The sequence below is a fragment of the Wolbachia endosymbiont (group A) of Sympetrum striolatum genome, assembly GCF_947250715.1.
Taxonomy (GTDB): domain Bacteria; phylum Pseudomonadota; class Alphaproteobacteria; order Rickettsiales; family Anaplasmataceae; genus Wolbachia.
In genome coordinates, this window is the sequence record NZ_OX366342.1 from 849,899 (window position 1) to 872,173 (window position 22,275).

The 22,275-nt window shown below is 35.5% G+C and carries 18 protein-coding genes and 5 pseudogenes; 13 read left to right on the forward strand and 10 right to left on the reverse strand.

Features of this window, described 5'->3' with window-relative positions:
- Positions 1-8: 8 nt before the first annotated feature.
- From OOK87_RS04170 to OOK87_RS04185, 4 genes and pseudogenes are all read right to left on the reverse strand, one after another.
- Positions 9-2,276 (reverse strand): hypothetical protein, encoded by a 2,268-nt coding sequence (locus OOK87_RS04170; RefSeq protein WP_264688152.1) that lies wholly within the window; start codon positions 2,274-2,276, stop codon positions 9-11.
- Positions 2,267-3,814, reverse strand: a complete 1,548-nt coding sequence (locus OOK87_RS04175; RefSeq protein WP_264688153.1) for a hypothetical protein — start codon at positions 3,812-3,814, stop codon at positions 2,267-2,269. The genes OOK87_RS04170 and OOK87_RS04175 overlap by 10 nt, the downstream gene beginning before the upstream one ends.
- Positions 3,815-3,821: 7 nt before the next feature.
- Entirely contained in the window at positions 3,822-4,037 is a 216-nt protein-coding gene (locus OOK87_RS04180; protein ID WP_264688154.1) for a hypothetical protein, read from the reverse strand.
- Between the two features lie 236 nt (positions 4,038-4,273).
- Positions 4,274-5,505, reverse strand: a pseudogene (locus OOK87_RS04185) (IS256-like element ISWpi15 family transposase).
- 68 nt (positions 5,506-5,573) lie between these two features.
- Here OOK87_RS04185 and OOK87_RS04190 point away from each other — a divergent pair.
- Together OOK87_RS04190 and OOK87_RS04195 are read left to right on the forward strand one after the other, a co-directional pair.
- Positions 5,574-5,813, forward strand: a pseudogene (locus tag OOK87_RS04190) (transposase); the annotation flags it as partial.
- Positions 5,814-6,074: 261 nt separating this feature from the next.
- Complete coding sequence (locus OOK87_RS04195; RefSeq protein ID WP_264688155.1) at positions 6,075-6,680, forward strand: hypothetical protein; 606 nt, start codon at positions 6,075-6,077, stop codon at positions 6,678-6,680.
- A gap of 173 nt (positions 6,681-6,853) precedes the next feature.
- Here the strand turns inward: OOK87_RS04195 and OOK87_RS04200 are convergent, their stop codons facing one another.
- From OOK87_RS04200 to OOK87_RS04215, 4 genes are all read right to left on the reverse strand, one after another.
- On the reverse strand, positions 6,854-7,327 hold the full coding sequence (locus OOK87_RS04200) for a hypothetical protein (RefSeq protein WP_264688156.1): 474 nt from the start codon (positions 7,325-7,327) through the stop codon (positions 6,854-6,856).
- A gap of 8 nt (positions 7,328-7,335) precedes the next feature.
- Positions 7,336-8,232 carry a hypothetical protein gene (locus OOK87_RS04205; protein WP_264688157.1) on the reverse strand — a complete coding sequence of 299 codons (897 nt, stop codon included), beginning with the start codon at positions 8,230-8,232 and terminating at the stop codon, positions 7,336-7,338.
- 326 nt (positions 8,233-8,558) lie between these two features.
- The gene (locus tag OOK87_RS04210; protein WP_264688158.1) at positions 8,559-9,551 is read right to left on the reverse strand and encodes a leucine-rich repeat domain-containing protein; all 993 of its coding nucleotides are present in this window, start codon (positions 9,549-9,551) and stop codon (positions 8,559-8,561) included.
- A 252-nt stretch (positions 9,552-9,803) separates the two neighbouring features.
- The gene (locus OOK87_RS04215) at positions 9,804-10,235 is read right to left on the reverse strand and encodes a hypothetical protein (RefSeq protein ID WP_264688159.1); all 432 of its coding nucleotides are present in this window, start codon (positions 10,233-10,235) and stop codon (positions 9,804-9,806) included.
- Between the two features lie 486 nt (positions 10,236-10,721).
- Between OOK87_RS04215 and OOK87_RS04220 the strand changes: the two genes are divergently transcribed.
- The 10 genes and pseudogenes from OOK87_RS04220 to OOK87_RS04265 all read left to right on the forward strand — a co-directional run bounded on the left by OOK87_RS04220 (position 10,722) and on the right by OOK87_RS04265 (position 18,158).
- Entirely contained in the window at positions 10,722-11,141 is a 420-nt protein-coding gene (locus OOK87_RS04220) for a hypothetical protein (RefSeq protein ID WP_264688160.1), read from the forward strand.
- Between the two features lie 289 nt (positions 11,142-11,430).
- A complete protein-coding gene (locus tag OOK87_RS04225) occupies positions 11,431-11,898 on the forward strand; it encodes a RuvC family protein (RefSeq protein ID WP_264688161.1) in 468 nt (155 codons plus the stop codon).
- A gap of 190 nt (positions 11,899-12,088) precedes the next feature.
- A complete protein-coding gene (locus tag OOK87_RS04230) occupies positions 12,089-13,330 on the forward strand; it encodes a DNA modification methylase (protein ID WP_264688162.1) in 1,242 nt (413 codons plus the stop codon).
- Between the two features lie 35 nt (positions 13,331-13,365).
- Entirely contained in the window at positions 13,366-13,863 is a 498-nt protein-coding gene (locus tag OOK87_RS04235; RefSeq protein WP_264688163.1) for a hypothetical protein, read from the forward strand.
- Positions 13,859-14,062 (forward strand): annotated as a pseudogene (locus OOK87_RS04240) (hypothetical protein); the annotation flags it as partial. The gene OOK87_RS04235 and the pseudogene OOK87_RS04240, both read left to right, overlap by 5 nt.
- Positions 14,063-14,219: 157 nt before the next feature.
- Positions 14,220-16,058, forward strand: a pseudogene (locus OOK87_RS04245) (phage terminase large subunit family protein).
- Positions 16,058-16,291 carry a hypothetical protein gene (locus OOK87_RS04250; protein WP_264688164.1) on the forward strand — a complete coding sequence of 78 codons (234 nt, stop codon included), beginning with the start codon at positions 16,058-16,060 and terminating at the stop codon, positions 16,289-16,291. Before OOK87_RS04245 ends, OOK87_RS04250 begins: the two are co-directional and overlap by 1 nt.
- 40 nt (positions 16,292-16,331) lie before the next feature.
- A complete protein-coding gene (locus tag OOK87_RS04255) occupies positions 16,332-16,589 on the forward strand; it encodes a hypothetical protein (RefSeq protein ID WP_264688165.1) in 258 nt (85 codons plus the stop codon).
- Entirely contained in the window at positions 16,586-16,846 is a 261-nt protein-coding gene (locus OOK87_RS04260; protein WP_253303276.1) for a type II toxin-antitoxin system RelE family toxin, read from the forward strand. Before OOK87_RS04255 ends, OOK87_RS04260 begins: the two co-directional genes overlap by 4 nt.
- A gap of 80 nt (positions 16,847-16,926) precedes the next feature.
- Positions 16,927-18,158: pseudogene (locus OOK87_RS04265) on the forward strand (IS256-like element ISWpi15 family transposase).
- Between the two features lie 73 nt (positions 18,159-18,231).
- Here the strand turns inward: OOK87_RS04265 and OOK87_RS04270 are convergent.
- Together OOK87_RS04270 and OOK87_RS04275 are read right to left on the reverse strand one after the other, a co-directional pair.
- Complete coding sequence (locus tag OOK87_RS04270; protein WP_264688166.1) at positions 18,232-19,716, reverse strand: hypothetical protein; 1,485 nt, start codon at positions 19,714-19,716, stop codon at positions 18,232-18,234.
- Positions 19,697-20,365, reverse strand: a complete 669-nt coding sequence (locus OOK87_RS04275; RefSeq protein ID WP_264688167.1) for an ankyrin repeat domain-containing protein — start codon at positions 20,363-20,365, stop codon at positions 19,697-19,699. Before OOK87_RS04275 ends, OOK87_RS04270 begins: the two co-directional genes overlap by 20 nt.
- A gap of 322 nt (positions 20,366-20,687) precedes the next feature.
- Between OOK87_RS04275 and OOK87_RS04280 the strand changes: the two genes are divergently transcribed.
- A complete protein-coding gene (locus tag OOK87_RS04280) occupies positions 20,688-21,917 on the forward strand; it encodes a hypothetical protein (protein WP_264688168.1) in 1,230 nt (409 codons plus the stop codon).
- Positions 21,918-22,275 lie beyond the last annotated feature (358 nt).

Sequence of the window (22,275 nt, forward strand, 5' to 3'; positions counted from 1 at the left end):
CTGTCAGATTAACGACATTGTGATCTGCTGTCTATTTTAATATCACTATCGTTATAATATAAAGAACTTAATGACTGACTGTGTGGAATTGGTTGCACTTTACTTAACCTGCTACTTGGACCTGACTGATCGTTATTGCTACTGCCAGAACTTGACAGGCTTGACGACCTACTACGCGACATTGGCAGCACATTTGAATCATTGGCAGCTTGAGCATTTGGTTTTTGTTGCTGATCAAATTTAGCATTAGAAGCCTGAATAGCTGATTCTTGTTGTTGATCGTTAGTACCTTGAGCATAGGGTTGTTGTTGGCTAGTACTTGCCTCTTCATTCTGAGCTATTCTGCTATATCCTATATAGTTAAACAATTCTTGCGTAAAGTTTTGTAACTCTTTTCTCGTTTTTCTACTCTCTTCTGTAGATCTCCTACATTCTTCTTCAAGTTTTGCATTCCCTCTTATGACCCTATCACAATCTTCTCGAAGCTTCTTATTCTCTATTCTAGAGCTCTCTATATAAGTGTCAGTATCAGCTATAGACTTCTCTGCTCTTTTCAATACATCATCCATAATCTTTGTCCATTTAATGTACTCTTCCATAATATATTTTCCAACACCACCTTCTATATAAGAATCAGGTTTAAATTTATGTGCTAAATTATTCTTGATTATTTTTATGATTTCAAAAAATCTATTTCTCACTTTTTCATGGCTGATTTCCTTATTACCTGTTATTTCAAGGATGTCTCTTACTTTTTTTCCGTATTCATTATTGCCGTTAAAATACGATGCTAAACAATGCGCATAACCGTATAACACCCTTTCTTGTTCAAAATTAATCTCTGAATTTTCCTTCGTTTCCTGTGATGAATTCCCTTCCAGAAGGAAAGAAAACCATGATTTCTTCTCTTTGTTTTTCTTTTTTTCTACGTTAACACACATCTTACTGCACATCAATAAAACGCTAACATATTCTATAAACGGTAGCACAAAATATTCATCCGCATCTTCATAAACTCTGGGAGGTTGAAACTTTTTTTGTAAGGAGTCTGTAGCAAACTCATCTAATTCTTGCAACATATCCAATTGCATTTCACTCTCAATTAACATATTACATATTGAAGAATATATACCTTTCAGTTCTTTATCTTTCTCGCACACTTTCCCACACTCTTTTTTTACTTCATTAAACTCTTTAACTAATTTTTTATATCCCTTAACACACATGCTTAAATAGAGTAGAGCATCATCTCTATTTCTTTTAAAATTATCCAACTCATCATTAATAAAGCTTTCTATACCACATTGGCCTGCCTTTAAAAAGCTATTTATGTTTGCTATTATTTTCCCTTGTTTAATTTCTGACACTCTAGCTAATTTATTTAATATTCCAAAATTCAGCTTGTTTACCTCATCTTCATTTCCTAGTAAACTAATTTCCATTTTTGCATAAAACCCATACTTATAGTCAACATCAAGATCCTTTAAAAATGCTTTAGTAAGGCTATTTAATACCGTTCTTGTTGTACCCAGTGCGGTTTGCATCTCTTTAGCTTGTGCTACTTCTTCATCAGAGCCACCTCTATTTTGAACTCTATCAGGGTGATACTTTAAAGACAAATTCCTGATTTCCTTATCAGCATCCTTAACACGTTGTTCATGTTCTTTTTCATCCTTTATATGCCTTCTTACCTCTTCAAGACTAACGTCAAGTTCTTGTAGCAGCTTAGGTAAACCAAACAATTTTAATACATCACCCAGAGTCATCAAATCAGGTCCTTTATTTAAATTATCAGAAATATTAGTCGATGTTGTTGGTACTTCTTGACTTCTGTTTCTTGCTTGATTTCTGCCTTCAAAACTTCCCTTTTTAAACATACAACCCCCATAATAATTTGTAACTAAACTGTTCCATTGTAGAACCCGGCAATGAATCAAAACTGAAGTAAATAGACCCAAAACTATCTTCCAAAACCAAGAATAGTTCCCATATTCTCCTGCCCTCTGACATTGTTTCTTATCTATTTGAGCATCTTTTAGCTTACCACTCCACGGCCACCACCAATACAACTTTTCCTCACCAAAAGCCTCAAGCAATGTTATACACTGTTCTTTTATTCCTTCAGAAAACTTATCTTCTAAAAGTTTTTTAGCATTAAAGCCTTTCTTTTTGCATAAACTCTCAAGCAGAGTGGGGCCAAAACCCCACCATAGTACTCTATATTTTCTCTGCCCAGCAAGAAAATTAATTGCTTCTTCTTGCCACATTAACGACATTGTGATCTGCTGATTATTTCAACATCACTATCGTTAGAATGTGAAGAATCCAGTGACTGACTGCGCGATATTGGCTGCACTCCACTTAGCTCGCTACTTGGATCTGGCTGATCATCTGCTTGGTTTGCAGGCTGTTGCTGGCTAGATGAGCTACAACTAAGTTTGTTGCGTTGTTCTTTAACACTTTCAATCATTTTTTTTAACCTTTCCTCCCTTTCTGCACTGGCTGCTTCCTCACGTTCTAAATGTCCTATTAAGAACTCTGAATCTTGCCTACAAGACTCTGAAGCTTGTTCACAAAGCTCTGAAGCTTGTTTATAAAATTCTCCTTGCTCGCGAATTTGTTCGCACATCTCTGATACTACTTCATTCCGCTCCAAATGCACTTCGTAAAGTTGCTCATTGTATTGCCTCAGATCTTTACAAAATTCATCACCCAAATTTTTCATTGTCCTCAGAAAATTCATCTGCACTTCTGCAACTTTTTCATAAAAATCCTTTTCAGGCTGAAATTCCTTTTCTAGACAATTTGAGTATACATTGATTATTTGAACAAGCAGCTGTAATGCATGTTCTTTATCCAATGAGTTAATATGCAAAAGCTTAGCAGCTAATTTTCCATTTTCCTCATTTCCATAGCAATAATATGTTACAAGGTAATGAGAAAGTTCATGCAATGATAAAAAGCTATTTAAATTTCTAATAACCTTGTTATCAGCCACAGTTTTATATATCGTTTCATTACTAACAAGCTCTCTCCACCTTTTTGTATTAACTATCTCATTACATATAGCTAAAATGTTAGTATACTCTATAAACGGTAAAGTAAAATCTTTCTCTGCTTGTTCGTAACTTCGTTTATCATTAATGCAATAAGAATATTCGTGATTTATTAAATGACCAGAAACTTTATTTAATATTTTACCCTGAGTTTTACACTCTTCTAACATCTGAGTTGCAATAGGTTCCATGCGATCATTTTCTTTGCATAGATCACAAAACAACTCTAGATTAGTACGCAATTCTTCATAACCAATTAAATAACTTTGAAAATAACATTCAGCATTATCTTTTTCTTTTTGGAAGTGGTCCACATTATTTGAGATAAAACCTTTCATGCTAGCTTGACTTGACCTTAAAAACCCATTGAGATCAGGTACCAACCTCTCGTACTTAATATGAGATAACTCGCCTAGCTTGTTTAGTACTGTGTAAGTTATGTTTTTTAATTTTTCCTTGTTACCTAAAAAATCAACTCGTACTTTGCTAAAATAGCTGTATTTAAAATTATCACATTGGGAAAAGTTTTCATTAAAATGCTTCAATATACTTCGTATGTCATCTAATTTTGCCTGTATTGCTTGAGCTTTTGGTCTTTCTTCTTCAGGTATACTGTGCCATTTTGGCGAGTTAGGATGATATTTTTTACAAAGTTGTGTAAGTTTCTTGTCAACTTGTGTTTTAAAATATTCCTTGTGGTTTTCTATAGTTCTCTTTCCCGCTTTAACGTCCTTTAGATCATCATCAAGCTCAGACAACACGTTATCAAGATTTAAGTATCCTGAGCGTATCTTCCAAAGTCATATGATCTATTACTGTTAAATCATCTTGCCTCTGTTCTCTTTGAGAATTAGATGCAGTAGGAATTTCTTTATCCTTACGTTCTACACCTTGAGAATTAAGTGATACATTAGGAACTTCTTTATGTTGTACACTTCCCATACCAGTGCTACTAGCACCACCATTTTTATTTGGTAACATTTTACTACCCTCCTTTTTCCATTTAAAAAAATACATTAACAATAAAATAAGCAAAAGAACCACTAATGCTAAAATTAATAAGAGGACTACAAGATCCCTATTTTTCACAAAAACCCCCTTATAACTATAACATTATAAATCATCTGCTGAGGTTATTACTTACGTGATTAGACAATACAGGCTCGTCTATATCAGAGCTTGGGGGAGTGTTAAATAAACTGTGTCAAACCGCATTTTTAGTTCAACTCAATTTTCAATCTGCCAGGAAAGAAAACATCAAGTTGAGAGATAGTTAATGCCCAATCATGTACAGGCATCGTCCACTTTTCCTCTGCCTTCTTTATAGCACAATATACCTGCTTATACAAGGCATTTATGCTGGTAAATGAGCCTTTGGTCTTAGTGAATTTCCTAATTTGCCTATGTAGCACCTCTATGGGATTGGTGGTGTAGATTATCCTCCTAACTGGACCAGAATACTTAAAATAACCAGACAAGTTTTCCCAATTATTCTGCCAAGATTTTATAACCATAGGGTACTTTGTGCCCCATTTTTCATCCAATTCCAACAGATAATTCTCGGCAATTTCCTTGCTTGAAGCTTGATATACCTTCTTTAAATCGCTCAAAAAACTCTTCGCATCTTTACTGGCCACATACTTCAGTGAGTTGCGTATCTGATGCACTATACACATCTGCACTTCCGCATTAGGAAAGACACTGTTTATAGCTGCAGGAAAGCTTTTCAGCCCATCAACGCAGGCAATAAGGATATCTTCTACTCCTCTTTCTTTGAGGTCATTTAGCACTCCCAACCAGAAGTTAGCTCCTTCACTTTCAGCCAAATAAAAACCTAATACTTCTTTTTTGCCATTTTGATCTATGCCTAATATGTTATACATGCATTTACTTACGCAATGCCCGTCCTCTTTGACTTTAAAAAACCATGAAAACTATCGGATATACAGACTGCAGCGGGCGACTACGCCATTCGTTGATTACTGGTAGCAATTTGTCAGTAATACTTGATATCTCTGCCGCCGATATTTTGTGATCATAAATTTCCTCAACATGTGACACTATATCTCTATAGCCCATACCACTGGCAAATGTGCTCAAAATCTTCGTTTCAAGCTCTGGATGTAAGTTTGTTTGCCTTTTTTTGACTATTTGTGGTTCGAAACTTCCTTCCCTATCTATTTGGCGTCAAAAGCTCAAATGACCCTGCGCTTGTACGTAAAGTCTTTGCATTCCTCCCATTTCTTCGATTATTCTCTTCGCTTTCAGCCGACAAGTGGTTTTCTATTTCACCTTCCAGGCTTACCTCCAGCAACTTTTTTATAAACGGTGTTAATGCTCCATCTCTTCCTGTCAACGGTCTTCCTTCTCGTATAGACGACAGGATATTTGTTTCTAATTCTTTATAATCTACCAAACCGGTAGTTCTGTTTACTACTTTCTGACTCATTGTCAAACCTCCATTTTTTTATATCAATTTATTACTTTTTTTTCGGTTTGACACAGTTTATTTAACACTCCCTAAGTAAAAAAAGTCGAATATGTAAAATAGGATCTGAGCGTATTCGCAAAGCTCTTTATATGCCAGCTATAGTAGCCAAGAATCATAATTCTCACTTTCAAAAGTTTTGCCAACGTTTAGAAAGTAGAGGAAAATGCCCAATGGTTATAATTGTTGCGCTGATGAGAAAACTAATGCATGTATTTTTTGGTATTCTTAAAAACAATCAACCATTCAATGGTGGTTTAGTTAAGTGACTCATTGACATGAGAAAGTTGCTTACCTTTTCTAACTCTTTGACCAGAGATAGTAGAGTTTTTACTGAGAAATGTAACAAATAGGTCAGCTTCCCTAAATTAGTGTAGCTGTGCGTCCGCACAAACTTAAAGCACAGCTACACTAATCAATGGAATTTAAATTCGGTTTAAAAAGTTTTTTAAAATTACTATTGACATGAAAGACAGTATCTGGAGAAGTTTTATGATCTTAATTTATAAAAACAATAGGAGAAAAACATTATGAGAACACCGAAAAAAATATGGAAAAGTATTGCTAAAAAATTCAAAAATAGCGCTGCCGCAAAAGAACAAGAGCCAAGTGTTTCTAGCAGCACAGAAAAGAGAAGAAGGCAAAAAATTTTAGAAGATATTCCTAGCATAAAAACGACCATAGAACAGCAAACCACACCTACAACCAAAACTACTACAGCTAAAGATGAAAATAGTAAGGAAGTGCGTGAAGTATGTAAATATGGTGTAACAAATAAAGATACTACTCACGTAATTGATAAAGCTACAGAAACTGACACAAAATTATGTAATATAAATAGTGAAGATCTTCAACCTATAAGTGAAAGCAGCGAAAAAGCGCAAATAGAAACTACTGTAGAGCCAACTTCCGAACCATGTTTTGATAGTAGATTTAGCAATTCTGTAGACGAAAAAAACAAACCGTTAACGCAACAAAGGCAAGCAATCCTGGCTGGTGTTGTTGGTGCGGTGTTATTGGTAAGTTGTGTTGCATCTTATCTACTGATTGAATATTCCAAAGTACACGTTATAGCGGTAGTTGGAGGGATTGTTGGGTTGGTTTGTATGGGTTTTGCGTTGTGTATAATGCTCTAAAGCCTGGCACAAAGCTAGAAAAAGTGGAAGACATAGAACAACTGGATCTACAGAATCTTAAAGCTAGTAGTATGATTGAAAGACCATAAATGTCAAGTAATTTTTCAAACAAGATAATTTCTTTAGAAAAACTCCTAAGCTATTAATTTAATATCACCATAGGGATCTCCACCCTATAAATGGCCTACTGTTTGACTTGAAGCTTCCTTCTTTTTCGGCGAGTCTAAACTACCAATCGGACTCACAAGAGTAGACGGAACGCCTGATTCTTTCACTACACAATCTGATTGTTTAATAGTTTCAGCTAACTCTATAGGTATACCACCGTTTCTTTCAAAACCTCCATCTTTTACAGCTTGTAGAACACTTTTCCCTCCTAAAAAGCAGCTTTCTCCTAAACTTAATTGATCTTTTAATTTATCAAACTTTCCCTGGCTCTTTTCATCGAGCTCTACTTTTATTCTATTACTACCTTCATCCCTAGAACTTAGATAAATACTAATCTTTCCTACCTCAGTAGTAAAAGACATCTCGACGCTGCCTTCTAAGACATCTGTGTAATTTCTTTTTCCTCCTACATTTTCAACTCTTATTATACTTTCTCCAATCTGTAAAATGCCACTTTCTATATTGAAATTTTCATTCACCTTACTATTTATAACCTTTGCAACTTCAACAATACTGTTTTGTGGCCACCTAAAAAAACAAGATTGTTATCCGCTTCTACTGTTAGATCATCATCTTGAGCTTGTTCATTCTTGTTTACTAAACCTTTATATGCTATACTTTTTAGTTCTTTCTCAATTTTTCCGCATTCTGCAAAAATAGGTTCATCATTTCCCCACATAACTTCACTTACCATACTATGATCATAAAAATCAGACTCTATTTTTGCACCTGCTGATAATATCTTATTGACAATATTGAATAAAGGTTCTTCACCCTCTGTCCACTCATCTATTGCCTCTTCCTCTTCCTTATAATCTTTATACCGTGATCTAGTAGTAGGCGTTATACGCATAACACTATCAGCATTAGCAATATCAATTATTTTTTTGAACACAAAGTTCGCTACAGTGTACTCATAGCCATCACAGCGTAAATTTAGCTTTATTTTCTTTTTCAAATATTCATCTATTAAATGTTCCATATTCTCCAGGGTAACCTTTGTAGAATTTCTGTGTTCACCTTGGCGAGGCATTTCTACCTTTGCTCTTACTATATTTTCCATCTTTCTATAAAATTCATCAATCAAAACTTTTTCGCTTTCAGTTAACAGCTTTCCTAACCCCATTAAAACTGAGTTTGCTGAAATAAGAGAATTTTCAACAACAGTATTTTTATCTGCAATACCGGACTCATCCCAGTAATCAGAATCATCACTTTGTTCTTGACTTGACGATACTGTACCACTTTCAAGAGTTTGCCGATCAAAATGTTCTGCATACAGTTCTTCAGTAACTGACCCACTAGGTGATTCTTCTGTCTCACTTATTTTGAGATTTATTTTTGCATTAGAAACCTGCTCAGGTTCGAAAATACCTTCAGTCATACACCCCCTCGATAAAGATATTATGTATAATATACATAGCACGGATAAAAGCTAATGCAAGAATAATTTTTCTAACTTTAGTATTCTTGACTTCCACAAACTTCACTGACATTGATGTGCACACCTCTGATCCTGCTATGCTTCTGCTTGTTAATTAGCTATGCCTGCCAGATTAACGACATTACGGTCTGCTGATTACTTCAATATCACTATCGTCAGAATGCAACGAGCTTAGTAACTGAACATGCCGGCACTGATTGCGCTTCACTTAACCTGCTACTTAGATCTGGCTGATCATTAGTTTGATTTGCAGGGCTAGTAGTTGCTTACTGTGAATCTCTTGCAGCTCTAAATTCCATAAGCTGAGCTCTTATTTCTTCTATTTCTCTTGCCGTGTTTTGCCTTTCTTCTTTTAACTTTTCTATTTCTCTTGCCATATCTTGTCTTTCTTTTCTCAATCTCGTTATTTCGGTTTGGTGCATCTCTTCCATTTCTCTTAATCTATATGCTGTTATTTCAATTTGATATCTCTCTTCTAATTCTCTCACCCTATTTTGACTTTCTTCCATTTCTCTTAATCTTGTTGTTTCAGCTTCACGTCTTTCTTTCAGTTTAGCTAATGCTCCTGCACCATCATCACCAATACTGTTATTATATAAATTAAGTTTAGTAAGATTTGTAAGATTACCGTTAGCTAAGGCCTTTGCACCTTTTTTACCAATATTGTTAGACTGTAAGTTAAGTGAAGTAAGATTTGTAAGATTACCGTTAGCTAAGGCTTTTGCACCTTTTTCACCAATATTGTTAGACTGTAAGTTAAGTGAAGTAAGATTTGAAAGCTTACCTTTAGCTAAGGTCTCTGCACCTTTTTCACCTATACTATTACCCCTTAAACCAAGTGAAGTAAGATTTGCAAGATTACCGTTAGCTAAGGCCTTTGCACCTTTTTCACCAATATTGTTAGACTGTAAGTTAAGTGAAGTAAGATTTGAAAGCTTACCTTTAGCTAAGGCCTCTACACCTTTTTTACCAATATTGTTAGACTGTAAGTTAAGTGAAGTAAGATTTGAAAGCTTACCTTTAGCTAAGAACTCTGCACCTTTTTCACCTATACTATTACCCCATAAATTAAGTGAAGTAAGATGTGAAAGATTCCCATTAGCTAAGACCTCTGCACCTTTTTCATCAATATCGCAAAACGGTAAAAAAAGTTTTGTAATGTGTATTTTACTTTGTAAAAAGCCTACCAATTCGCTTATATTTATTGTGGCGTTATATGATACTAAAGCGTCATCTTTGACATATTGAGAAAAGTTCATTTTACCCTCTATATTAATGCTATCATGTAACATACAAGCATACATAACAAATATACCTATACTAACGCTATCGTTAAGATATCCAAACTATAAGTCAACCACTTTTTCACAAAATATTTTAACAAAGATACCATGTCAATTAGTGTCATAACAAATTTGTTTATTTACTTTCCCCAAAAACACGAAAAGGTACGTATATTTGTGAGAACAATTCAAATAAAAGCGGCGTTGTGAAAATAGGCTAATTTTGAACTAAAACTGCAACGTTTTAGAATACCCAGTAGCAAATGCACCAAAAAGCACACTCTTAACAGCAGCACATGTACTTATATCAGAATTCTCTCGTTTCTCTTCACTAACTTTTTCACAAAACTTGCTAATACCATAACCCACCAGTGCGCCAATCACTGCAGCTACAAGCAACACTGCAATAACAGTAGCAACAGAGGTTAAAGCAGCAGCTCCTGCAAGGTATGCTATAGCTACTCCAATAATCATACCACACCCTATTTCTATAGCATAGGCTTTACTGCTTGTTGATTTGAATTTTGTTTGTGTACTACCACTTAAACCATTACATACAGATTGTACTCCTATTCGTTGTTCATCATTTTTCTCTTGTATTTGATTTCTAATATCATCTGAAGAAGCAATAGAGATACCACCAAGACCTAAGTTGCTCATGTAGAGTAGCTTAAAACTCGATTACAAGGCATTTCTAAATTATTTTTTATTTTAAACTTTTACTTGTTATAAAAAAATCCCTGCTTTAGTTTATCACGTTTTTTATTCGTTGTAAAATATTTTTTCAAAAAAGTGAACAGTTTTCATAATTTCGGTATAGCAAAGTATGTCAGTAGAACAGCTTTTGTTTAAAATCTCTGAGCAATTAATTGCAAAACTCTCAGTGATGAAATCAGCAAATTGTAGAGGTAGCTCAAGGAAAAAAGTTTGAAGTTACTGCCATAGAAGAAGAAACACCGGATGAGAGGCTCATGGAATATTTCGATGATAACAACAACCCTTTTAATGCAAAAGCAATAACAGGTTTCTTTGCTTAGGCGTCTTATGTTCATTATGCACTCTTCAACTCATGATAAAGATTTAAAGCAACTTAGACAAGCTTTTGCCTAAAAAAACTAAAGCTGAGACTAACAAATATGAGAAATCATGCAGAAAAGGAACTTAGACTTTTTGCGCGACAATATTGATGTTTTTAGACTTTTAGAAGAGGCTGAAATCTATGGCTATGTAGAAAAAAGAAAAGAAGCAACGATTGAGCTCATAAGGCTATTGACAATACAACCTGAGCTGAATTATAGAGGAGATAAATTTATACTAGATCTTATTTTGGATTATATAAAAGTTTTTGGAAAAGAGGTAGAAAGCTTAGAATCTGATATTAATATCTTAATCAACTTGCTGGAAAAAAGTATAGAGAGAAGAGAAATAGAAGAAAACTTAGATTCTGATATCGAAACCCGGATAAAAAAAAGGATAGAAGAAAGTAAAGACAAAAAAGAAGTGGAAAACTTAAAATCTGACACCAATGCCTTCATTGACCTACTGGATAAAAGGATAAAAGGATAAAAGAGTCAGAAGAAAACTTAGAAGAGATTGAAAAATGTAGAAATGAAGTGGAAAAGACTGAAAAAGAAACAATGGATAAAAGAAATAAGGTAGTGGAGCAACTATCAAGATTTAGATTATCTCAAACACCTTTACCAAATTGTGCAATAAAATGATAATTAATACTGAACAAAAAGTTACATTTACTGTATATAACTATTAGGGGGAGGAAACTCAGCTTATTGGGCATTAGCAAGTTTTTGATTGTCAAACAGGCTACTCATAGTTTTAAACAGTAAAATTATAGCAAATGATAACACTCGACCTCGGCAAACAAACTGGCTGGGCTATTCTTACAGATGGAGTAATTCAAAGTGGGAGCAAAAATTTTCATGGTAGCCGTTTCAGCGGAGGTGGCATGTGCTTCTTAAGTTTTAGTAATTGGCTTAATTCCTTGAAAGACATTTCTGTAGTGTATTTTGAAGAAGTAAGAAGACACCTTGGAACTGATGCTGCGCATTGTTATGGTGGTTTCTTTGCTGTTTTAGCTACTTGGTGTGAAAAGCATCATATACCATACAAAGGTGTTCCGGTGAAGACGATAAAACGTTTCATAGCAGGCAAAGGCAATGCAAGTAAGGGTGAAGTCATTGAAGCTGTGAAAGGCAAAGGTTTTTTTCCTCAAGACGATAATGAAGTAGATGCTTTGGCATTAATGTTTTACATAATGAGTTTTAGCGAATGCTGTGATATTAATATTTTACATAATGAGTTTTAATACTAATTCTACTATAAATAACGATTTTCATAACAAAGGACCAGAGTGAAATATGGGTCCTTCCCGCCAGCCAGGCTGACTTGGTAGCAAAAAGCCCAAACCTTCTCTAGCGTCAGACGTATTTTGATTATTAACTTTTTAATTAGTTGTTAAGAATTTAAATATAGCAATTTAATAAAATATTAAGAATATGAATTTAGCAATACACTACTATCCTATTGAAAATCTTGTCGAATATGATCGCAACCCTCGCAAGAATGACGATGTAGTAAACAGAATGTGCGCTTCAATTCGGGAGTTTGGTTTTCGTATTCCGATAGTTGCAAAAAGCGATGGAACTGTAGTTGATGGTCATTTAAGGCTTAAAGCAGCAAGGAAACTGGGTATGGAAAGTATTCCAGTGGTGCTCAGTGATAACTTAAGTGATGCCCAAACCAAAGCTTTTCGGTTACTGGCAAATCAATCAGCTAACTGGGCAAAGTGGGACGATGATCTTTTAAAGGTAGAAATTCAAGAGTTAGAAGATTTGCAGTTTGACCTCAAAATGACTGGATTTGAGCTAGAAAAAGTCCAACGCTTTCTTGATAACCTTGATGGAAGGGAAGAACAAGGGGAAAAGGGAGAAAAATTTTCTGATTTAGCTGGTGATGACAAAAAAGTGGAAATAACAAAACCAGGGGATCTGTGGATTTTAGGTGGTCATCGAATCTACTGTGGTGATAGTTGTCTGGTTGAATCGTTTAAAGCGGTATTAGACGATAAAATGGCAGATATTACGGTGTGTGACCCTCCGTATAACGTAGCATATGGTGACAGTCAAGAGAGAGAAGACAAGAAGATATTAAACGATGATCAAGGTGAAAAATACGAACTTTTTCTGTATGACATTTGTACTCACGTTTTAGCATACACCAAAGGGGCAATTTACATTTGTGCATCATCATCTGAGCTTTTGGCGACCTTGCAAAAAGTATTTGAAGAAGCAGGTGGAAGATGGTCGACATTCATCATTTGGGCAAAGAATCATTTTACGCTAGGAAGATCTGATTACCAAAGACAATACGAAGCAATACTCTACGGTTGGAAAAACGGCAATAAACGTGAGTGGCATGGAGGACGCAATCAAAGTGACCTATGGTTTTACGATAAGCCAACGTACAACTCGCTGCACCCAACGATGAAACCAGTGGAGTTAATGGAGAGAGCGATAGTAAACAGCAGTAGACCAGGAGACATAGTTCTTGATCCATTTAGTGGTTCTGGGAGTACATTAATTGCCTGTGAGAGGACAGGAAGAATCTGTAGGACGATAGAGCTAGATCCTACGTTTGTAGATGTAACGATAAAGCGTTGGCAGGTGTATACGGGAAGAGATTCCACCCTTTTTGGTTCTGGTAAAACTTTCGCACAAATTCAAGAATCAAGACAGTAAGGGACGAAATAAGGGAAAAAAGAGGGGAAAGAAAGGTGGAAAGAGGAAAAATCACGCAGACGGAATGGGCAAGAGAACTGGGAGTTTCAAAGCAGTACGTCTGTTACTTAGTAAAGAAAGGAATAGTTGAGCTGGAGGATGGTTTGATTGACCGAGAACAAGCAAATAGAGCAATAGAAGCAATTAGAGATCCAAGTCAACCACTGAGGAGAAAAGGTGGAGAAGAAGGGGAAAAAAGAGGAAATAATGAACTTTCCACGATGTTGCTTAAAACCCGGATAAAAAACGAGATGGAGCGGGGAAAACTGCTGGAGGCAAAAGCAAAAGCTGAAATTGGTGAACTTATCTCAGTAGAGGAAGTAAAGACTGAAGCATTTAACGTGGCAAGAGTAGTGAGAAACAATCTCCTCAATATCCCAGACAGAGTATCAGCATTACTAGCATCGATGAACGACACAGAGAAGATCCATGAGACACTGACTGAGGAAATCAGAGTTGCATTGGAAGAACTAACACAAAGTGTATTTTGCTGAAATTGGTGAACTTATCTCAGTAGAGGAAGTAAAGACTGAAGCATTTAACGTGGCAAGAGTAGTGAGAAACAATCTCCTCAATATCCCAGACAGAGTATCAGCATTACTAGCATCGATGAACGACACAGAGAAGATCCATGAGACACTGACTGAGGAAATCAGAGTTGCATTGGAAGAACTAACACAAAGTGTATTTTAATGACTACATATAAATTACTAAAAAAGCGTCTTATCGCCTTAGTGAGCCTATATTAGTTGCAATAATGATTTTAAGTAAAGCGTCAGCAGATACTTACTGCAGACAAAAAATACCTCTTTTTCTCCTTAAAAGTGCAACAATTGCAGCAAATAACATTATGATCTATAGCAGTAGCTTTTATACAGGGTTAAAGCCAGATCCGCTACTTAAAGTATCAGAGTGGGCAGATAGGAGTCGTCAACTTTCAACAATAGCATCATCAGAGCCAGGGAAATGGAGAACAGAGAGAACGCCGTACCTTAGAGAAATAATGGATTCACTATCTTCGTCTTCACCGGCTGAAAAGGTGGTATTCATGAAAGGAGCGCAGATTGGAGGAACAGAAGCAGGGAATAACTGGATAGGTTATATTATTGATCAGACGCCAGGGCCAATGCTGGTAGTACAGCCAACAGTAGAAATGGGCACGCGTTGGTCAAAGGGAAGATTTGCGCCGCTCATTGAAGATACCCCATGTTTAAGGAGTAAAATAAAAGATCCAAGGTCGAGAGATTCAGGGAATACTGTGCAGAGCAAAGAGTTTCCGGGAGGAACGGTAGTAGTAACAGGTGCCAATAGTCCAGTGGGTCTGCGTTCAATGCCGGTAAAATATCTTTTTTTAGATGAGGTAGATGCATATCCAGGAGATTCAGGAGGAGAAGGAGATCCAGTTCTTCTCAGTATCGCGCGAACTAATACATTTACGCGGCGAAAAATATTCTTAGTTTCAACACCAACGGTTCATGGAATCAGCAGAATAGAGAAGGAATTTGAGAGTTCAGACAAACGATATTTCTTTCTCCCATGTCCGCATTGTAATTACTATCAGGTGTTAAAATGGCCACAGATAAAGTGGAAAGATAAAGATCCCTCAACAGCCCACTACGTTTGCATAGAGTGTAGGGGAGAAATAAAAAATCATCAGAAAACAGAGATGCTAGCCCGTGGAAAATGGAGAGCTACAGGGAAAGAAGGAAAAAAAGAGGCAAAAGAAGGGGCAAAAATAGGATTCCACCTTTCAGCTTGTATAGCCCAGTAGGCTGGTATAGTTGGAAACAAGCAGTGGAAGATTATCTGCATGCAAAGGAAAATGAGCAATTACTGAAAGTTTGGATAAATACAACACTCGGAGAAACCTGGGTAGATAAAGGAGAAGTACCAGACTGGAAGCAACTATTTGAGCGTCGAGAAAATTTTCCGATAGGTACGGTGCCAAAAGGTGGAAAAATAGTGTTAACGGCAGGGGTTGATGTACAAAAAGATCGGTTAGAAGTAGAAGTAGTAGCATGGGGAAAAAACCGAGAAAGTTGGTCAATAGACTACCAGGTATTTGAGGGAGATCCGGGAGGAGAAGAAGTATGGGGAAAACTTTCGGAGCTACTCAATCATCATTTTATCGGTGAAAATGGGCTTGAATACATGATAAGTATGATGGCGGTAGATGCTGGATATGCAACACAAGAAGTATACAACTGGGTAAGAGGTCACCAGGGCTCTGGGAGGGTTAATGGCAGTGAAAGGTGCAAACAAAGCGCTAGTGCCACTTAGCAGCCCAAGTAGAGTTGATGTAACAGTTAGCGGACAAAAGCTAAAGAGAGGAATGAAGCTGTGGCCAGTTGGAGTATCGATATTAAAGTCCGAGCTTTTTCAGCTACTTAATGTTTTAACAGAAGGGGCGCCGGGGTATTGTCATTTTCCCGAATATCCACCTGAATATTTTAAGCAGCTAACCGCAGAGCAACTAATTACCAAGGTAGTAAAAGGATATACCAAACAAGAGTGGCAAAAGATAAGAGACCGAAATGAAGTACTAGATTGCCGAATTTACGCAAGAGCAGCGTCTATTGCCCTGGGGATTGATCGTTGGCCAGAGAGTAAATGGGAAAGTTTAGCAGGTGAAAAAGCTAAAAAGTCAAAGAGAGTGAGAAGAAGTCAATGGTTGAGTGAGAAAAGTTGATGTACAACCAAGAATATTTAACTCAAGTAGAAGAAGCGATAAAGAAGCTACAGAGCGGAGAGAGAGTATTATCAATTGCGTACGGCGATCATGTGGTTAGGTATGGGGAAGTTCAGATAAAAGATCTATTGGATTTAAGACAACGAATCAAAGCAGAGTTAAAAGTTGCAGGTGTGAAGCCAAAGAGAAAGATTGTTATTTCAACGAGTAAGGGGATTGACAAAATTGTGTAAAAATGTTATAGTCTATAGTTGATGTTTTCTGGTTAATCATATGGCTCAAAGTCAAAAAAAGCTCAATATTAATGTAAGTTTCGAGGGTGAATTTGCTCAGTATCTTACAGAGGTCGCAAAAGCATGGAATAAAACTATACCAGAAGTTTTAGTGTGTCTTGTGAAAGAAGAATTTGAAGCAGAGAAAGAGATGGCTGAAATTATAAAAGAACGTGATGTGCCAGATGCAAAGACGGTCAGAAGTGAGGATGTCGATTGGGATAAAATATTATCTGCAAAGACAATTAAAGATGAGTGAAATACAATATTATCTATTCAGAAAAGGTTCTTGAGAGAGATTTCCTTACTTTACCACCAACAATAAGATCAAGAATTAGAAGAGCTATAGACGAGCGGCTTACAATTGATCCAATTAATCTTGGTAAACCATTAAGTGGTAGATTAGTAGGAAGTAAAAGATTAAGAGTAGGCGATTATCGGATTATTTATAAAGTAGATAAATTAGAGAACACAGTAATCATCACAGAAATAGGACACAGAAGTACCATTTATTAAGAGGTAAAGGGAGTGTTAAATAAACTGTGTCAAACCGAAAAAAAAGTAATAAATTGATATAAAAAAATGGAGGTTTGACAATGAGTCAGAAAGTAGTAAACAGAACTACCGGTTTGGTAGATTATAAAGAATTAGAAACAAATATCCTGTCGTCTATACGAGAAGGAAGACCGTTGACAGGAAGAGATGGAGCATTAACACCGTTTATAAAAAAGTTGCTGGAGGTAAGCCTGGAAGGTGAAATAGAAAACCACTTGTCGGCTGAAAGCGAAGAGAATAATCGAAGAAATGGGAGGAATGCAAAGACTTTACGTACAAGCGCAGGGTCATTTGAGCTTTTGACGCCAAATAGATAGGGAAGGAAGTTTCGAACCACAAATAGTCAAAAAAAGGCAAACAAACTTACATCCAGAGCTTGAAACGAAGATTTTGAGCACATTTGCCAGTGGTATGGGCTATAGAGATATAGTGTCACATGTTGAGGAAATTTATGATCACAAAATATCGGCGGCAGAGATATCAAGTATTACTGACAAATTGCTACCAGTAATCAACGAATGGCGTAGTCGCCCGCTGCAGTCTGTATATCCGATAGTTTTCATGGTTTTTTAAAGTCAAAGAGGACGGGCATTGCGTAAGTAAATGCATGTATAACATATTAGGCATAGATCAAAATGGCAAAAAAGAAGTATTAGGTTTTTATTTGGCTGAAAGTGAAGGAGCTAACTTCTGGTTGGGAGTGCTAAATGACCTCAAAGAAAGAGGAGTAGAAGATATCCTTATTGCCTGCGTTGATGGGCTGAAAAGCTTTCCTGCAGCTATAAACAGTGTCTTTCCTAATGCGGAAGTGCAGATGTGTATAGTGCATCAGATACGCAACTCACTGAAGTATGTGGCCAGTAAAGATGCGAAGAGTTTTTTGAGCGATTTAAAGAAGGTATATCAAGCTTCAAGCAAGGAAATTGCCGAGAATTATCTGTTGGAATTGGATGAAAAATGGGGCACAAAGTACCCTATGGTTATAAAATCTTGGCAGAATAATTGGGAAAACTTGTCTGGTTATTTTAAGTATTCTGGTCCAGTTAGGAGGATAATCTACACCACCAATCCCATAGAGGGGCTACATAGGCAAATTAGGAAATTCACTAAGACCAAAGGCTCATTTACCAGCATAAATGCCTTGTATAAGCAGGTATATTGTGCTATAAAGAAGGCAGAGGAAAAGTGGACGATGCCTGTACATGATTGGGCATTAACTATCTCTCAACTTGATGTTTTCTTTCCTGGCAGATTGAAAATTGAGTTGAACTAAAAATGCGGTTTGACACAGTTTATTTAACACTCCCAAAATTCCTTAAGCTATTAACTTGATAGCACCATCCATTTTACCCTATAGTACGGCTTGTTGTTTGTTCTGAGTTTGAGACTCTGCTTATTCTTTCACACCAACTCTCTTCTGTTTTTCCATTAGATTGACTCATTGCTTCAGAACGCATCAATTTTCCAGACCTTTCAAAATATCCCTGTTCAATAGCATCGTATACTAAATACCCACCAAATGAGCAATTCTTACCTAATTCTTCTTTACAATTTTTGAACTTTTCCAGTATTTCCTTTTTATTACTCACTTCTACTATTATTTTATCTTGCTTGCCAGGGTATAAATTAACTTCTAATTCCCCTAAACTAGTATAGAAAGTTAACACTATATTGCTATTGTCCGCAAGATCAGTGTAATGCCTTATGCCATTTGCCGTTATAATTTCTACCTCACTTTTACCGATCTTTATTATATCTCTTCCGTATTCTATTTCTCCTTGAGTTAGTCCTAAACTCCTTGCTCCATCTGTAATCTTCGCAACATCTATTTTACTGTCCTCTGAGTATTCTAAGTAAAAAGTAGAATTATCCATTTTTGCATTTTTTACCTTACCATTATGCGCACTTTCAACAATTTCCATAAACTTCTGAATACGATTAACATGATCTGTATAAGCTTTTTTCATATTGGTTTTATGGTCTTTAAACTCTGATTCCAATGCATTAATTACTTCCATACTATCTTTGTTATAAAGCACTGCTCCTTTTGATACTAATTTACATATTATATCACTAGCAACTTTAGGATCCTTTTTTAATTCACTAATTCTTTTTATCACATAATCTGTTAAATTATATTCAGGTCCACATCTAAGTACATGATACCCCAATACATATTTCCCAGTAGCCTCATCTTGCAAAATTTTTTGTTGAGGAAAATTAAACCTTACCCCAAATTTTATGGCTTCATCTACAACTTCTTCTAGTTTACCCATATTTTGAACTTGAGACACCATATCAAAGAATTTACCTAGCATTTTCTGTTGGTATGGTGTTAAATTATTCCATAAAGTCTTAGATTCGTGCAAACATCCTTCGCTACTACCACATCCTTTAATATGACATATATCCCTTTCATAGTTAGTTGCTCCTGCTTCTAAAAGTAAGTTTTCTATTTCGCTGCCATCACCAAAATGATCTCTGGCACGTCTAAGTACTTCCGACTGTCCGTGTGGATTTCGAGTATTTAAGGCCACCTTTAGATCTTGATTATTTCTGTGCTTGTCTAAGAACTCTTTCAGGTTTTTAGTAACTTCAATATTGTAATCTGACCAATCAATACTACGAACGCCACGTCCTTTAATTATCCCATGCAACTCGTTTGTTAACCGATATTGATTGTCAGTGATAAGGTGCAGTTCACCATCGTTTTTACGATTATCAACCGCAATTAGCAGTGGGATTTTTCCTTGTTTATCAAGTATATCGCGTTTAGCTCCGTTTTCTAGGAGCAAATCTATATTTTTGCTATTACCAGAATGAGCAAGCATAATGCAAAGGTGTCTTCCCCTTAATATCATGTGTGTTAGGATCAACTCCTGCTTTTATGAGAGAAGATATGCAATCAGACCAAATAGCAGCATAATGTAAGGGTGTCTTCCCTCTATTATCCCTTATACTATGATTAGCCCCTGCTTTTAAGAGTAAACCCATTAATGCGTCATCACCTATACCTGATACCATATGAAACATCGTTGTTCCAGACTCTCCTCTTTTCAAGTTAAGAACAGTTTTTAGATCTTGATTATTCTTATTATCTCGTAAAAATTTCTCAAGTCTTTCAAAGCTTGCATCATGAAGCTTTAACTTTTCTTCATAAGAGCGATATTCGTCAGGATGCAAATAATCTTCTTCACAACAAAAATAACTTTCTATATCACTGTAAATGTAATCGCAATAGTGATGAAGAAATAGACAGTCGCTAAGAATAGTTAATAATTCTTCATCTAACTTCTTTTGATTTTCTATTAAATCAGATACTTTAACAAATAATAGACGTACTAAATTATTTAAGTTACTTGCATATGAACTTTGAGTACCACCTGTTAAAACGTCACTACGGGACAGCTGTAAACATTCTTTTATTAACTCATATTTACTATCCAAGTGTAGCTTTTTAGATTCCTGAGTACCTATCATTGATGCATTTACCTCTCTAACAACTATAAGGACATTATATGATACACATAAAAAACTAATGCAAGCATAATTTTTATAACTTTAGTATTTTTTAGAGAATTTATATTTTTTTCTTTCTATACCCATTTTACTTCAATAAACTTCACTGGCATTGGTACGCTTTCTTTTGAATTTGCTACATGGATTTCTTTTACCTATCTACTCTATAAATGGTTGTGCAACAAAGCTGAATTTACATAAACAAAATCTTTGGTTTACTTTTATTATAGGAATAGTTAATTTAAAGGACGGTTCGTAAGAAATTTGTGGAAGGGCAATATCTATGAAAAGATTTAATTTCAGCAAAAATCAGAGACATTATATAGGGTTTAAAGTACAAACTAGGAGTTTATTAATCTTATCACTTTTGATACTAAATAGTAGTTTCACATATGCTGACAGAACAGTTATATCTTCATGTGATAAAGTACCTTCAGGTTATAATGGTAAGGTTTTTAGGATTAAGACTGATTACCCAACTGAAATTAGTAATGCAAAAAACCCGTGGGAATATATATCATTTAAAGAGGAACCACAAAAATACGCTTACACAATTTTAAAATACATATATGACGGAAATATTAACTGTGATTTTGATTTACATTGTAATAAGGTCGCTAATTGGTATCATGCACCATGGATGCATTATGGGATAACTGGTAGAGAATTTGTTAATGGTTTAACAAGAGAAAGATCCTTTAAGTCTGGTGAATTACACAGCAATCAAAAATCTATGCTACAGAATTGGGCAATTTCTATTGTTAATGAGCGAGGAGCTTATACATATGGACGGGTATGGCAAGATATAAACAATCCTGATATTACTAAAGGTAAATTCTTAGATGGTACAGTAAGTGCAAAATTAGTATTTACAGAAGCAACACAGAACGATATTCCAACTCTTAAAAACAGTATCTCTTGGACTAGCTATATTAATCAATCTGAAAAAGGAACTCCAAAGGTATTTAAGCAACTGAGATTATTTCAAATTGACTTTTTAGTCAAAGATAAGAGATCAGAAGAAACAGGATGGGTTGCAGGTACGTTTATTTATGATTGTACCATAAATAATAAAAATCCATGGTTGAATATGAAGTTAATGGGTATTGCTTGGGGTAACGACACTAATTATTTTACGGCAGATTATATAATCGGAAAAAGGTTATTAGAATGTTGGATAAATCCCGATGTGATGAAAAGTTCTTTAGGATATTTAGGTAGACTTAATGGTCCAATAGATAATAAAAAATCTTCATGTTTGTCATGCCATAGTACAGCACAACATCCTGAGAAATCTTCATCAGTACCACCAGAGCATGCAAAGGAACAAGAAATAAAACATTGGTTTAGGAATCTAAAGGAAGAATCATTTGATGATGGAGCATTTAATTTTGATTATTCCAAGCAGTTAAGCCATGGCATTAGAAACTACTATAGTGCTAAAAAAGAAAATGATCCTATTGGGTGTAATGCCTTTAATTATAAAGATATCACTCAAACTCCAATCAACTAATACAGTTTATGGCTTATTTATAATGGTCTTTTAAACGTGTGAGGGTGAAACTGTCAGATGGAAAACACAACAAGGCAATATCTTCTTGTGGATAGAATACCTTTGAAAGAAACACCTAACTTTAGCGTCACAAAAAATTTCATTATTTACTTTCTTCAAAAACACGAAAAAAGTACGTATATTTGTGAGAACAATTTAAACAAAAGCGGCGTTGTGAAAATAAAAACGTAAAATTATTGCAACAAAGCTAGGCAAATTAATTCGTATATAAATGTGGCTAAAGTAGGCTAATATAGCTGGTTTTACGATATAGTAGAATTATTATATAGAAAAGTTCGCACAGAACAAGCAGTAGACC